This is a genomic window from Pseudomonas sp. NPDC096917, assembly GCF_044762555.1.
Taxonomy (GTDB): Bacteria; Pseudomonadota; Gammaproteobacteria; order Pseudomonadales; family Pseudomonadaceae; genus Aquipseudomonas.
On the sequence record NZ_JBIWEO010000008.1, the window covers coordinates 193,871 to 208,676 of the forward strand.

Annotated in this window: 11 protein-coding genes and 1 pseudogene; 8 read left to right on the plus strand and 4 right to left on the minus strand. The window is 57.7% G+C overall.

The genetic code is table 11. The features are described from left to right. Nucleotides 1-165 precede the first annotated feature (165 nt). From glgX to ACIQYF_RS11740, 6 genes are all read left to right on the plus strand, one after another. Nucleotides 166-2,328, plus strand: a complete 2,163-nt coding sequence (gene glgX / locus ACIQYF_RS11715; RefSeq protein ID WP_402861207.1) for a glycogen debranching protein GlgX — start codon at nt 166-168, stop codon at nt 2,326-2,328. 2 nt (nt 2,329-2,330) lie between these two features. Next, a complete protein-coding gene (locus ACIQYF_RS11720; protein WP_402861210.1) occupies nt 2,331-3,332 on the plus strand; it encodes an acyl-CoA dehydrogenase family protein in 1,002 nt (333 codons plus the stop codon). Beyond that, complete coding sequence (locus ACIQYF_RS11725; RefSeq protein WP_402861213.1) at nt 3,329-4,099, plus strand: PIG-L deacetylase family protein; 771 nt, start codon at nt 3,329-3,331, stop codon at nt 4,097-4,099. The genes ACIQYF_RS11720 and ACIQYF_RS11725 overlap by 4 nt, the downstream gene beginning before the upstream one ends. Next, entirely contained in the window at nt 4,096-4,695 is a 600-nt protein-coding gene (locus tag ACIQYF_RS11730; protein WP_402861216.1) for an SAM-dependent methyltransferase, read from the plus strand. Before ACIQYF_RS11725 ends, ACIQYF_RS11730 begins: the two co-directional genes overlap by 4 nt. Further along, on the plus strand, nt 4,692-5,393 hold the full coding sequence (locus ACIQYF_RS11735; protein WP_402861219.1) for a glycosyltransferase: 702 nt from the start codon (nt 4,692-4,694) through the stop codon (nt 5,391-5,393). The genes ACIQYF_RS11730 and ACIQYF_RS11735 overlap by 4 nt, the downstream gene beginning before the upstream one ends. Before the next feature lie 72 nt (nt 5,394-5,465). Continuing rightward, the gene (locus ACIQYF_RS11740) at nt 5,466-6,266 is read left to right on the plus strand and encodes an endonuclease/exonuclease/phosphatase family protein (RefSeq protein WP_402861222.1); all 801 of its coding nucleotides are present in this window, start codon (nt 5,466-5,468) and stop codon (nt 6,264-6,266) included. 51 nt (nt 6,267-6,317) lie between these two features. On the opposite strand, the gene glgB is transcribed toward ACIQYF_RS11740, so the two are convergent. Genes glgB through ACIQYF_RS11755 form a run of 3 tightly spaced genes read right to left on the minus strand, consistent with a single transcriptional unit; the run spans nt 6,318 to nt 13,949 of the window. Further along, nucleotides 6,318-8,546 carry a 1,4-alpha-glucan branching protein GlgB gene (glgB, locus tag ACIQYF_RS11745; protein WP_402861225.1) on the minus strand — a complete coding sequence of 743 codons (2,229 nt, stop codon included), beginning with the start codon at nt 8,544-8,546 and terminating at the stop codon, nt 6,318-6,320. Continuing rightward, nucleotides 8,546-11,893, minus strand: a complete 3,348-nt coding sequence (gene treS / locus ACIQYF_RS11750) for a maltose alpha-D-glucosyltransferase (protein WP_402861228.1) — start codon at nt 11,891-11,893, stop codon at nt 8,546-8,548. Before treS ends, glgB begins: the two co-directional genes overlap by 1 nt. Nucleotides 11,894-11,951: 58 nt before the next feature. Continuing rightward, nucleotides 11,952-13,949: an alpha-1,4-glucan--maltose-1-phosphate maltosyltransferase gene (locus tag ACIQYF_RS11755; RefSeq protein WP_402861231.1), complete on the minus strand. Its 1,998-nt coding sequence runs from the start codon at nt 13,947-13,949 to the stop codon at nt 11,952-11,954. Between the two features lie 213 nt (nt 13,950-14,162). On the opposite strand from ACIQYF_RS11755, the gene ACIQYF_RS11760 reads away from it, so the two are divergent. After that, nucleotides 14,163-14,327 (plus strand): hypothetical protein, encoded by a 165-nt coding sequence (locus tag ACIQYF_RS11760; RefSeq protein ID WP_402861234.1) that lies wholly within the window; start codon nt 14,163-14,165, stop codon nt 14,325-14,327. Here ACIQYF_RS11760 and ACIQYF_RS11765 read toward each other — a convergent pair. Beyond that, a pseudogene (locus ACIQYF_RS11765) lies at nt 14,324-14,458 on the minus strand (MgtC/SapB family protein); the annotation flags it as partial. The gene ACIQYF_RS11760 and the pseudogene ACIQYF_RS11765 sit on opposite strands and share 4 nt — an antisense overlap. 76 nt (nt 14,459-14,534) lie before the next feature. Between ACIQYF_RS11765 and ACIQYF_RS11770 the strand changes: the two are divergent. Beyond that, entirely contained in the window at nt 14,535-14,756 is a 222-nt protein-coding gene (locus ACIQYF_RS11770; RefSeq protein ID WP_402861237.1) for a DUF3203 family protein, read from the plus strand. Nucleotides 14,757-14,806: the final 50 nt, after the last annotated feature.

The following is a 14,806-nucleotide window of genomic DNA, read 5'->3' on the forward strand; positions in this document are numbered from 1 at the left end:
GTTTTTAACAGGACCGTAATGCCTGACAGGAAAGTGTTGCTCAAAAAACACCAGAACGTTCAGGTCGCGTGACGAACAAAAGCCTTAAGAAAGCATTGAGCCGCCTGTTCTCCGAGACTTTGTTTGAACAGCGCCCGTGCTTTGACTCATTGCCCAGGAGCAATCATGACCCAGCGCAAGTCGGCCCCACCTGTAACACCGGACGTTGAACCCTCGCGCATTCGTGAAGGCCTGCCCTTTCCACTCGGCGCAACATGGGACGGGTTAGGCGTTAACTTTGCGTTGTTTTCCGCCAATGCCACCAAAGTGGAACTGTGCCTGTTCGACTCCACAGGCGAAGTTGAACTGGAACGCATTGAGCTGCCCGAATACACCGACGAGACCTATCACGGCTACTTGCCCGACGCCCATCCCGGACAAGTCTATGGCTATCGGGTATACGGCCCGTACGACCCTGCGAACGGCCACCGCTTTAACCACAACAAGCTGCTCATTGATCCCTACGCCAAGCAATTGGTCGGCGAGCTGAAATGGTCTGAAGCACTGTTTGGCTACACCATCGGGCACCCTGACGCTGACTTGAGCTTCGATGAACGCGACAGCGCGCCCTTTGTACCCAAGTGCAAAGTCATCGACCCGGCGCACACCTGGGGACATGACCATCGATTGGTGGTGCCGTGGGAGCGCACGATTTTCTACGAAACCCATGTCCGCGGCATCAGCATGCGACACCCCGCAGTCCCGCAAGACCTGCGAGGCACATTTGCAGGCCTGATGAACGACGAGATCATCGAGCACATTCGCAAACTGGGCGTGACCAGTGTCGAACTGCTGCCGGTGCATGCTTTCGTCAACGACCAGCACTTGCTGCAAAAAGGCATGACCAACTACTGGGGCTATAACAGCATTGCTTTTTTTGCCCCCGATCCACGTTACTTGGCCAGCGGTAAAATTGCCGAGTTCAAGGAAATGGTCGCGCACCTGCATGAGGCAGGGCTGGAAGTGATCATGGACGTGGTTTACAACCACACCGCCGAAGGCAACGAGCAAGGCCCGACACTGTCGATGCGCGGGATCGACAACGCGTCCTACTATCGCCTGATGCCCGATGACAAGCGCTATTACATCAATGACTCCGGCACCGGCAACACACTGGATTTAAGCCATCCTTGTGTCCTGCAGATGGTGACGGACTCGCTGCGCTACTGGGCGCAAGAGATGCATGTGGACGGTTTCCGTTTTGACCTGGCCACCATTCTCGGGCGCTATCACGATGGCTTTAATGAGCGCCACAGCTTCCTGGTGGCCTGCCGCCAGGATCCGTTGCTGCGCCAGGTAAAAATGATCGCCGAGCCCTGGGATTGCGGCCCCGGCGGTTATCAGGTCGGCGGCTTTCCGCCCGGCTGGGCAGAATGGAACGACCGCTTTCGCGACACGGCACGCGCCTTCTGGAAAGGTGATGAAGGCCAATTGGCCGACTTTGCCGCGCGCATGACCGCTTCCGGTGAGCTGTTCAATCAGCGGGGTCGACGCCCCTATACCTCGGTCAACTTCATTACCGCACATGACGGCTTCACCCTGCATGATCTGGTGTCTTACAACGACAAACACAACGAAGCCAACGACGAAAACAACCAGGACGGCAGCAACAACAACCTGTCATGGAACCATGGCGTTGAAGGCCCGACTGACGACGCAGACATCAACAGCCTGCGCCTGCGTCAGATGCGCAACTTCTTTGCAACCCTCTTGCTCGCTCAAGGCACGCCGATGATCGTTGCCGGCGACGAATTTGCCCGCACGCAACACGGCAATAACAACGCGTATTGCCAGGACAGTGAAATTGGCTGGATCAATTGGGAACTGGACGACGATGCAAAGGCATTGCTCAAGTTCGTCAAGCGCCTGATCAAACTGCGCATGAGCTACCCCATTCTGCGGCGCGGACTGTTTCTGGTCGGGCATTACAACGAGGAACTGGGGGTCAAAGACGTCACCTGGCTCGCTCCCGAAGGCAGCGAAATGACCATCGAGCAGTGGCAGGACGCCAATGGCCGCAGCCTCGGCATCCTGCTCGATGGCCGCGCTCAAGTTTCCGGGGTACAACGCGCCGGGGCTGACGCAACGCTGCTGATCACGGTCAACGCGCAACATGACAGCGTCGACTTTACCCTGCCCGAAGTCCCGGAGGGCACAGGCTGGATTTGTAAGTTCGACACGTTTGACCCTGACAAAAAAAGCCGCGAGACGTTGCCGTTCAACAGCGTCTATGGCCTCAACGGCCGCTCCATGGCGTTGTTCGAACTGGTGAAAGAACAAGAGGCTTGAACATGGATATGGAACGTTTTTTCGAGCATGCGCCCCCGTCTCTGCGCACCCCGGACGACCTAGGGGCATGCCTGCAAAAAATGGTCGACGCTGGGCTGGATCAGTTGCCGATGCCTGGCGCCGGGCACACGTTGCAGCGTTGGCAGCAACTGGCATATGTCGCCAGCCACGCGCTTGGGCTGTGCAAATTGTACGAGGGCCACACTGACGCCCTGGCCACGCTGCATGAACTGGCTGCCGGGCGTCCCTATCCAGGCAGCACATGGGGTTTATGGGCGGCAGAACCGCCCAACGCCCGCGTCCATGTGCAGCGTGTGGATGGCCAGTTTCGGCTCAACGGACGCAAGGCGTGGTGTTCGGGTGCTGCCGTGGTCAGCCATGGACTGCTCACGGCATGGAATGATCAAGGCGCCGTGCAATTGGTGGCGGTTGACATGCAACAGCCCGGCATCGAGGTGGCTACACAGGGCTGGGAAGCGGTGGGCATGAGGGCCACGGCCAGCGTTGAGGTGACGTTTGAGCACGTCCGGGCGACTTGCATCGGGCAGCCCGGCGATTACTTGCAGCGTCCCGGTTTCTGGCAAGGCGCCATTGGCATTGCCGCCTGCTGGTACGGGGCGGCCAGCCGTTTGGGCCATTACCTGCAACAGCACTGTCAGCAACGCGCCGAGCCCCACGCACTGGCCCATCTAGGCGCCGTCAACGCGGCGCTGTTCAGTGCCCGATGTGTCTTGGCCGCATGCGCTCGGCAGGTCGACGCGCAGCCCAGGGCCGACACGCAAGTGTTGGCACGCCAAGCCCGAGCCCACGTCGAGGCGTGTGCCGAGAAGGTTATTCAGCATGTTGGACATGCTCTGGGCGCGGGGCCTTTTTGTAAAAACCCGCATTTTGCCCAACTGAGCGCTGATCTACCGGTGTACCTGCGCCAAAGCCATGCCGAGCGTGATCTAGAGGCGCTCGGCACGTTAGTGGCGGCACAGCCCGATCAGCCAGGGGTCTTATGAAAACCAACTTGATTGTCGGCTTGGGCACTGCTCTCGATCACTGGCATGACGCGCAATGCCTGGCAAGCATGCCGCTCATCACCCTGGAGGACTTGGTGCCCGAGGGTGCCCGTGCGGTGATTATTGCGCCTCATCCCGATGATGAAGTGCTGGGCACGGCAGGTTTACTCCAGCAACTCAACGCAGCAGGTCACGCCATGCTGATTATTTCCATCACTGATGGCACCGCCAGCCATCCGGGTTCCACCGACTGGCCTGCCGAACACTTGGGCGAAGTGCGCGCGCTTGAATCCAGAGAAGCATTGCGCCGACTGGGCTTGCAGTGGCCGAACATGAACGTGGTGCGGGCGGGGTTTGAGGACAGCCGTGTTGCAGATCGCGAACACGCGTTGGCCACCTTCATAGAACAGCACCTGCAACCGGGCGATGTCGTGTTTGCCACCTGGCGTGAAGATGGGCACAGCGATCACGATGCCGTAGGCCGTGCAAGCAGTCGCGCAGCCAGGGCCGCGGGCGTCACGCTGTATGAAGTGCCGATCTGGACGTGGCATTGGGCTCACGACCACGACCCCCGTGTGCCGTGGAACCGGGCACGCAAGCTCTGCCTGAGCCCTCATGCCGTGGCGCGTAAGCGCTATGCCGCGCATGCGTTTACCAGTCAACTGCAAGAAGATCCGAGCACCGGGCAAGGGCCGATCCTGCCGCCCTTGGTGCTGGAGCGTTTACTGCAACCCTTTGAAGTGGTGTTTGTGCAGGAGGAAGGATGAGCGTCCCCACGGCTTTTTTTGACCAGTTGTACCAGCACAATCCCGACCCCTGGGCCTTTCGCGAACGCTGGTACGAACAGCGCAAACGCGCCCTGACCCTCGCCAGTTTGCCGCGCCAGCATTACCGATCGACCTACGAGCTGGGCTGTGCCAATGGTGAGCTGAGCGTCGGACTGGCCCAGCGTACTGAAGCGCTGCTCAGCTGCGACGCAGCAGCCAGGGCAGTCGATCTGGCACGCCAGCGCCTCAGTCATTGCCCGAACGTCGAGGTGCAGCAAAGCCGTGTTCCCGCCGATTGGCCCGAGGGCAATTTTGATCTGATTGTGCTCAGTGAAATGGCTTACTACCTGGATCCCGGGGAGCTGCGCCAATTGATTGAGCGCACCTTAGGCAGTCTGACCCCCGATGGCCACTTTGTGGCGTGCCATTGGCGCCCGGCCATCGAGGGTTGCAGCCTGACGGGCGACCAGGTTCACGCCATGCTCCAGGATGGCCTGGGTCTGAGCCGACTGGCGCAGCACCTAGAGGACGATTTTGTACTTGAAGTCTGGGGCCGTGACCCTATTTCAGTAGCGAGCCAGGAGGGCCTGCGATGATCGGCATTTTGATACCGGCCCATAACGAAGAGGCGCTGCTGGCCCAGTGTCTGCAAGCAGTTCTGACCGCGGCCCGACACCCTCAGCTCAACGGCGAAGCCGTGACCGTGATGCTGGTGCTCGACAGCTGCAGCGATCGCTCGGCTGAGATCGCCTCCTGCTTCGACGTTAACGTATTACAAATTGAGGCCAAAAATGTGGGCACGGCACGGGGGGTGGGCGCACAACAACTGTTGGATCAGGGCGCACGCTGGATCTCCTGCACCGATGCTGACAGCCTCGTGGCAAATGACTGGCTGGTCGCTCAACTGGCGCTTAAAGCAGACGCCGTGTGCGGCACCGTACAGGTTGAAGATTGGGGCAACCTGATCGACGCATCGACGCAAGCCCGTTACCTCAAGGCCTATCAGGCACGCGACGGGCATCAGCATGTTCACGGGGCCAACCTGGGCTTCAGTGCCAGGGTCTACCAGCAGGCGGGAGGCTTTTTGCCCCTTAAGTGCCATGAAGACGTTCATCTGGTGAAACAACTGCAAGCATGCGGCGCCACCATTGCCTGGAGCCACCGCCCAAAAGTGACCACCAGTGCACGCCTGGATTGCCGCGCCAAAGGGGGCTTTGGTGATTACTTGAAATCACTCCTGACGTCACCTGGACATGATCACCATCAACCGGACTCACACACCGGTACGCTATAAACAGTCTGTGCATGCTGCGGCCAGACTTGAGCCGAGCCCAACCGATGTGAGCCAACTCGCACAGGAGAAAGCATGAGCCTTGATATAGCCGGTAACATCATTGAGTCGCCCGCCCCTGATGCTGTGCCTGATGTGCACCGAATGAAGGTGTTAACCGTCAACACCCACAAGGGATTCACCGTTTTCAACCGACGTTTTATCCTGCCCGAACTGCGCGAAGCCGTGCGTGAGACTCAAGCTGATCTGGTGTTTTTACAAGAAGTGCTCGGCGAACATACCAAGCACTCGGCGCGCTATGACCATTGGCCGTCCGTCTCACAGTACGAATTTTTGGCAGACAGCATGTGGAGCGACTTTGCCTATGGTCGCAATGCGGTTTACCCCGATGGCCATCACGGCAACGCGGTGTTGTCCAAATACCCGATCAAGTCCCATCGCAACCTCGATGTATCGATCACAGGCCCTGAACAGCGAGGCTTGCTGCACTGCGTACTGGAGGTACCGGGGCATGCGCAGGTACACGCCATTTGTGTGCACTTAAGCTTGCTTGAGAGCCATCGACAGTTACAAATCGTGTTGCTGAACCAACTGCTCAAGTCCCTGCCGCCTGAAGACCCGGTGATCATTGCCGGCGACTTCAACGACTGGAAACTGCACGGCAACGCGGCCCTTTCACAACGTGACGACTTGCACGAAGTGTTTGAGCGTCACCATGGAAAACTCGCCAAAACCTACCCGGCACGCTGGCCATTACTGCGCCTGGACCGCATTTATCTGCGAAATGCCAGCAGCCGGGCCCCGAAGATTCTCGACGGGAAACCCTGGACACATTTATCCGATCATTTGCCCTTGTCCGTTGAGGTGCACCTGTAGCAGCGCCTGCACGAAACAGCAGGGGCTCGTTCGCCCCTGCCAAAAGCGCGATCAGCCTGTGGGCTGCAGGATCAGCACACTGAGCGGCGGCAGGTTCAACGCCACTGAAACACCCTGCCCGTGGCTGGGCAACTCATCGGTCATCACTCCCCCGCCATTGCCATAGTTGGAACCGGCATAGAGCTCAGAATCGCTGTTGAGCACCTCTTGCCAGCTTCCGGCAAAGGGCACGCCAATGCGGTAAGCCTCACGCGGCACCGGCGTAAAGTTGGCCACCACCAACAACGGCTTGCCCGCTTTGCTCCAACGCAACCAGGCATAGACACTGTTGGTCGCATCATCGCCAATCAACCACTGGAAGCCGGTCGGCAAATCGTCCTGATCGTGCAACTGCGGGTAGTCCCGATACAAGCGATTCAAATCCCCGACCAGTTTCTGCACCCCTTGGTGTTCGGGGTATTGCAGCAAGTACCAGTCAAGTTGCTGGTCGTGGTTCCACTCGCGCCACTGGCCGAATTCGCAGCCCATAAACAGCAGTTTCTTGCCCGGATGCGCCCACATAAAGCTCAAGTAGGCACGCAAATTGGCAAACTTCTGCCAGCGATCACCGGGCATTTTGTCGATCAGCGAATGTTTGCCGTGCACCACCTCGTCATGGGAAATGGGCAGGATAAAACGCTCACTCCAGGCGTACACCAAGCCAAAACTCAGTTCGTTGTGATGATGAGCGCGGTACACCGGGTCTTGCTGAATGTAATGCAGCGAATCGTGCATCCAGCCCATGTTCCACTTGTACGAAAAACCCAAGCCACCATGGTCGGTGCCCTGGCTGACACCGGGCCAGGCCGTGGACTCTTCGGCAATCATCAATGCACCGGGCACCTCAAGTGCGACGACGTCGTTCAGATGCCGTAAAAAGTCTATTGCCTCAAGGTTTTCACGACCGCCCATGCGGTTGGGCACCCACTCTCCAGCCTTGCGGGAGTAGTCGCGGTACAACATCGAGGCCACCGCATCCACGCGCAAGCCGTCAATATGGAAATGCTTTAGCCAGTGCAACGCCGAAGCCAGCATAAAACCGTGTACTTCGGTGCGGCCCAGGTTGTAAATCAGCGTGTTCCAATCTGGGTGGTAGCCTTCAAGCGGGTTGGCGTATTCATACAGCGCCGTGCCATCAAAATGCGCCAGGCCGTGGGCATCATTGGGAAAGTGCGCCGGTACCCAGTCCAGGATCACCCCAATACCCGCAACGTGGCAGGCATTGACGAAGGCGGCAAAGTCAGCCGGTGACCCGTAGCGCGCGCTCGGAGCAAATTGGGACAACGGCTGGTAGCCCCATGAGCCGCCAAAGGGGTGCTCCATAATCGGCATCAGTTCGATGTGGGTGAAACCCAATTGCTGCACGTAGGGAATCAACCTTTCGGCCAGTTCAGACCAGCTGTATTGACGGGCAACCTCGCCGGCATCGTCGATCTCACACTGCCAGGAACCGGCATGCAGCTCATAGATAGACAGCGGCGCATCGTGGCGCTGATGGTTGGCACGTTCCTGCATCCAGGTTGCATCTTGCCACTCAACCGCCAATGGCGCGGCCACGATAGAGGCTGTCAGCGGCGGCAGCTGTGTGGCCAATGCCACCGGGTCAGCCTTGAGCAGTACGGCCTCCTCTGACCCGAGAATTTCATACTTGTAAGCCTCGCCCGCTTCCAGACGCGGAATAAACAACTCCCACACGCCGCTTGGATGACGCAAACGCATGGGGTGACGGCGGCCATCCCAAATATTGAAATCGCCGACCACCGAAACGCGTTTGGCATTGGGCGCCCAGACCGCAAAACGCACACCGGGCACGCCGCCCACGCTCATCACCTGCGCGCCCAGGCAACTGCCCAAGTCGCGATGATTGCCTTCAGCAAACAGGTAGAGATCCATTTCACCGAGCAGTGGCCCAAAACTGTAAGGGTCTTCACTGGTCTGTTCGGTGCCCGCCCAATTGATGCACAAACGATACGGCTGTGTGTCGGTAAAACGCGCCGCAAAAAGCCCAGGCACTTCGGTACTGGGCAACTCACCGATGATCTCATCGCTCTCGCGTTCCACCACTTTGACACTCAGTGCACCAGGCAGAAAGGCCCGGATAACCTGCCCACCCTGCTCGTCCGGGTGCGGGCCCAACACCGCAAACGGATCTCGATGCCTGGCATTGATCAACGCTTCGATGTCTTGACGCTCTGGCACTATAGCGTTCACGCCCCCCTCCAGATCCTTACTTGAACTCATCATTTATCTCCATCAGGTAAAGGCTTGACCGCGCTTGGCAAGTGGACAAGCAAATCGCTTAACCCCTGCAAGGGCACATGCAACCAGGCAGGTCGATTCGCTGCTTCATAGATAATTTCATAGGCCGCCTTTTCCAGACTAAACAACGCCAATGCAGACTCCTCACCGAGTGGCACTTTCCAGGTATGAGCAAGGCTAGCTGTTGCCAGCCGATATGCATCGATCAACGCCTTGCGAGACTCATTTAAATAACGCTGCACCACTCGTTGACGCGCCTCGCTCGCCTCGGCGGAGTGATCCGCTTGCTGCACGTTGCTGATCGCCATGGCAGCGGCATAGTCAAAGGAGCGCAATAAACCGCTGACGTCTTTGTACGGACTGTGCTTGCTGCGCCGCGCGGCCAGTGAGCGGGCGGGCTCGCCTTCAAAGTCGATAAAATAGGCATCGCCCTGTACGACCAACACTTGCCCCAAATGCAAATCTCCATGCACCCGGATCTTCAAGCCTCCCAGCGTTTGCTTGGCCAACTGCTGGATGTACTCAATGATTGCACGTTGTTGTGTGAGCAGTTTTTTTGCCAGCTGTTGATGCTCAGCCGAAAGCTGCGGTACATGATCTTTAAGGTGCTTGAACGCTTGTTTGACTTGAGCACCGATATGGCTTGCCCAATGCCGCACATCGGCATCGGAGGTGGCTTGCGGGGCAAACTGCGGGTTGTCATCGGCCTGCGCCAACACCTTATGCATTTCCCCCAAGCGTTGACCGAGCACACCGGCAAAATCGGCCAGTTCACCCAGCGCGTTGAAATGCTGAGGGTGCTCAGACATGGCGTCGGCCAACTCATCCCGAATCGCCCGCTCAAGGTTGTTATGGGTCCAGGTCCAGGCATCCCCCTGATTACTCAGATAGCCCTGTGCAATCATCAGCAGTGTGTCTTCCCCTTGTGCATCCTGGCGAACCACAGAGCCCAACAGCGGTGAAATATTCGGATACCCGGCTGCCGTCAGGAACGCGCCCATTTCAAGCTCGGGATGCGGACCACTGCTCAGTTGCCGCAAGACCTTGAGCACCATGACCCCGCCAATGACCACCGAACTGTTGGACTGCTCAGTGTTGAGATAACGCACCTCGCTGAGCTCATTGAGCTCAAGGCCGACCATTTCGGCGGTAGCGTCAAAGTGGAGAGTCCCGGCGCTGCTGCTGATTTTTTGGCCTGTTTGCAAGGCTGTGAGCACACTGTGCACGAAAGACTCCAGACTGAAGGCATCGGTCATGAACCCCACTTGCGGCCCGCGACGCAATCGGGATAAGACCAAGTGTTGGGCAAGCGCGCCGCTGGGCTGGTCTTCGCCCAGCACCCCCAAGGGCAACTGATAACGGTGCTGCTGACCAGCACTGGTCACGTCTATCTCAGTCAGCAGCACCGGGTGGCTGGCATCGCCAAACCGGGTGCCGCAAGCAATCTTCGCCGTGTCAATCGGCACATCCTTTTGCCCAAACCAGCGGCGTTTGTGCAGCCAGGCGGGCAACACGACTTGCTCCAGCGTGGTGCTCACTGGCGGGTCGAGTAACTCTTCAAGCCCACGCTTGAGCACCAGCGTGACCAGCTCCGGCAAGCTTTGCGACGGCTCTGCATGCCAACTGGGCATCTGGTTTTCGCTGGCCAGCAAAAACCAGTAAAAACCATAGGGTGAAAGGGTGAGCATGAAGTCCAGTTGGCCAATCGGCGGAAAAGCATTACCCCCCAACATTTCCACCGGCACCCGGCCCGCAAACTCCGACAGGTCCAATTCGACCGCCTGAGCACTGCGCGACACATTGGCCACACACAAAATGGTTTCGGTTTTGCCTTCTTTGTCCGTGAACTCACGGATGTAGGCCAGTATTCGACGATTACTCGGTGACAGCATTTTCAACGTGCCACGACCGAAGGCCTTTTGCTGTTTACGGACACCCAACAGGCGACGCGTCCAATTGAGCAATGAATGCGGATCACCCGCTTGCGCTTCAACGTTGACCGACTGATAGCCATACAGCGCGTCCATGATAGGCGGCAACACGAGGCTGGCAGGATTGGCCCGTGAAAAGCCGCCATTACGGTCTATCGACCACTGCATCGGGGTGCGTACACCGTCCCGATCACCCAGGTAAATGTTGTCACCCATACCAATTTCGTCGCCGTAATACAGGGTGGGCGTGCCCGGCATGGATAACAGCAAACTGTTGAGCAGCTCGATACGTCGACGGTCGCGCTCCATAAGCGGCGCCAACCGCCGACGAATACCCAGGTTGATACGCGCGCGTTTGTCAGCGGCATAGTGATTCCACAGGTAGTCGCGTTCTTTGTCGGTGACCATTTCCAGGGTCAACTCATCGTGGTTGCGCAAAAAGATCGCCCACTGACAGTTCGCAGGTATTTCCGGGGTTTGTCGCAGAATGTCGGTGATCGGGAAACGATCTTCCTGAGCCAACGCCATGTACATGCGCGGCATCAGTGGAAAGTGGAACGCCATGTGGCACTCATCGCCGTTGATGCCATCGGTGTCGCCAAAATACTGCTGCGTGTCTTCGGGCCACTGGTTGGCCTCAGCCAAGAGCATGCGATCCGGGTAATGGGCGTCGATTTGCGCGCGGATCTGTTTGAGGATCTGATGGGTCTCAGGCAAGTTCTCGTTGTTGGTGCCATCACGCTCAATCAAATAGGGGATGGCATCCAGACGCAGGCCGTCGATGCCCATGTCCAGCCAATAGCGCATCACCGAAAGCACTTCTTTCATGACCTTGGGATTATCGAAGTTCAGGTCCGGCTGATGGGAATAAAAACGGTGCCAGAAGTATTGACCCGCCACAGGGTCCCACGTCCAGTTGGACTTTTCTGTGTCCAGGAAAATGATTCGCGTGCCGTCGTATTTTTCATCGGTGTCCGACCACACGTAGTAATCCCGCTCCTTTGAACCGGCTTTGGCGTGACGGGCCTTTTGAAACCAAGGGTGTTGGTCAGAGGTATGGTTGATCACCAGCTCGGTAATCACTCGCAGGCCACGGGCATGGGCCTCTTTGATAAAACGCTTAACATCGGCCAACGTGCCGTAATCCGGGTGCACGCCCCGGTAGTCGGCAATGTCGTAGCCGTCATCGCGACGCGGCGAAGGATAGAACGGCAGTAACCACACGGTGTTGACGCCCAGCTCGGCAATGTAGTCGAGCTTGCTGATCAGCCCCGGAAAATCACCGATGCCGTCGTTATTCGAGTCAAAGAAAGACTTGATGTGTACTTGGTAAATCACCGCGTCTTTGTACCAGAGCGGGTCTTTGTTAAAACTTGCGGTTGCACTTTGCTTCGCCATGGGAAATATACCTGCTGAGTCTGTTACCCGCGGCCTCGCAGCCGCTTCGGGAACGGGCTTAAAGGGGTTTGATTCGCCAAATGCCAAACGGCTGATGCCAAGGCTCCAATCGCATCCATTGGGTTTTGCCATACCAGGTCCAGCGATGCCCGCTCATCAAGTCTTCACCTGAGGTCTGCGCATCATCGCCAAGCCCCATCTCCCATAACGGCAACTCAAAATGTGCTTCCTGAGCGTTGTGCGGATCGAGGCTGACGGCCACCAGGACAAAATTGCTGCCATCGGCACTGCGCTTGCCGAAATACAAAATGTTGTCATTCCACGCGTTGTAGAGCGTAAAACCCAAATGGCTGTGCAAGGCCGGGTTTTGACGTCGAATTCGGTTCAATTGCGCGATCTCGGCAACAATATTGCCCGGTGCGCCGAAGTCTCTTGGGCGGATTTGGTACTTCTCGGAATCCAGGTATTCCTCTTTGCCCGCCACGGCCTGGGACTCACACAGTTCGAACCCCGAGTACATGCCCCACAGACCGGAGCCCATGGTTGCCAATGCGGCGCGAATCAGAAATCCGGCACGCCCTGAGTCATGCAGAAACCGCGGGTTTATGTCTGGCGTATTGACGAAGAAGTTGGGGCGAAAACACTCACGCAGCGGGCTTTGGTTGAGCTCGGTGAAATAAGCCGCCAGTTCCGCTTTGGTGTTGCGCCACGTGAAGTAGGTGTAACTCTGGGAATAACCCACCTTGCCCAGACGCGCCATCATCGCGGGCGTGGTGAAAGCCTCGGCCAGAAAGATCACCTCGGGGTGCAAGGCCCGTACATCCGCGATCAGCCACTGCCAAAAGGGCAAAGGCTTGGTGTGCGGATTATCGACACGAAAGATCTTTACTCCCTCATTCACCCAGCCCAGCACAATATCGCGCAGCTCCAGCCACAGACCCGGAATCGCATCAGGGGCATAAAAGTCGACATTGACGATGTCCTGATACTTTTTCGGTGGGTTCTCTGCGTAGCGAATCGTCCCATCGGGGCGCCAGTTAAACCAGCCAGGGTGCTGTTTGAGCCATGGATGGTCCTGGGAGCACTGAATCGCAAAATCCAGGGCAATGGCCAAACCGTGCGCGTTGGCGGCCGCCACCAGCCGCCGAAAATCCTCACGGGTGCCCAGTTGCGGGTGAATGGCGTCGTGGCCACCCTCCTCACTGCCGATGGCATAAGGGCTGCCAGGGTCGTTCTCCCCAGCCTGCAATGAATTGTTCGGCCCCTTGCGATGACGGCGGCCAATCGGATGGATCGGCGGAAAGTACAGCACGTCAAAACCCATGTCATGGATCATCGGCAAGCGTTCCAGCACATCATTGAACGTGCCGTGGCGGGCTGGGTCATCGGTGACTGAACGCGGGAAAAGCTCATACCAACTGGCAAACTCTGCCAATGGCCGCTCAACCTCTACCGGATACTCGGGACTTAAACTCAAATAGGCATGGTGTTGGGCCTCGGCCATCAATTGTGCACTGTGTTCGTGCACAAACAACGCCACCTGCTCGGTCTCCAGCAACCCCGACAGCTGAATCAGCAGCGCTTGTAACTGCTCTTTCAATTCATCGTGGCTGCACTCGATAGCACGCTGAACCAGAATTCGACCTTCCTGCAACTCCAGACTCACCGCAACACCGGCCTGATGCTTCTTCTGGAGTTCGTGGCAAAAACTGGCGAAACGGTCGATCCAGGCTTCTATGCAAAAAACATAACGCCCCTGAACCGGCACCAAAAACTCGCCCTTCCAGGTGTCATTGCCCAGGAACCGCATAGGCGCAGCCGACCAGACATCACTGCTGGATAACCGCCAGTGGAGCATCACCGCCAACTGATCGTGACCGTCAGTGAACACTTTACTGCTCACATCGACCCATCGCCCAGCCGTGGCCTTGACCGCAAATTCGCCGCCATCCAGCACCGGCGAGACGGACTCAATCGCAATACGCGGCATCAACAAAGCCTGTGACAGCGGCAATGGGGTGGCCATTGCGGGGTCCAGCGGGAAATCAGCATTCATCGAGCTCACTCCTCACGCCCGTGGACGTTCATGTGTGGTCGTTTCTAAGCACATTCCGGCGTCTGCACCGGGGTCCTAAGGTGGGAGCAACGCGGCCGGCCAAAAGTTCAGACTATTTGCCGGTGCCCCGTTGGTCATAAAACGGGAACCCGAGACGTTTTGATGCGGTCGACCGTGTGTACTCCCAACCTATGCAGCAATGAGGCCATGTCGATGAATATCCCCATTCCCGCTGAAACACCTGACCCCAATATTGATGATCCTGTGTTACCGCCAGGCGAGCCCGATCCAATCCCTGAGCAAGATCCGCCCACCGCCGATCCAAAACCGATTGGAGACCCTCCCAGCCAACAGCCGCCGATGAAAACCAACCTTTAAGGCCGACGCTTTTCAAACAGTTCCACGACCTTTGGCATCACGCTGAAAATACCGAGCGCCAACAACGTACTGAGCACCGCTGTGGCCTCTCGACCCATGCCGGCCGAGCCCCCAATAGCCGCCGTCATCCATCGTCGACCGCACATTCATCCCACCTTGCCTGGGGAACAGACCCTAACGTTTACCCCCGCAAAAAGGAAAACGTTCATGACCATCACACTCGATAAAGACAACAGTTGCTGGTATGAGTCCCCGGAAGGCGCAGAACACTCCTCGATCAGCCGGGTTGAAATCATTACAGACCAGGCTTCGCAAAAAACCATGGCGCTCATGAATGGCCTGCGCATTGTTATCGAACCCACAGAGGCAGACGCATTGATCGCAGCGGGCGCCAGGGATGGCAGGCAGCCCCCTCACAAAAATCCGTGATTCGCTCAGAAAGTTGACCTTGATCACGGTCTGTTTGCGCAGTATCGGTT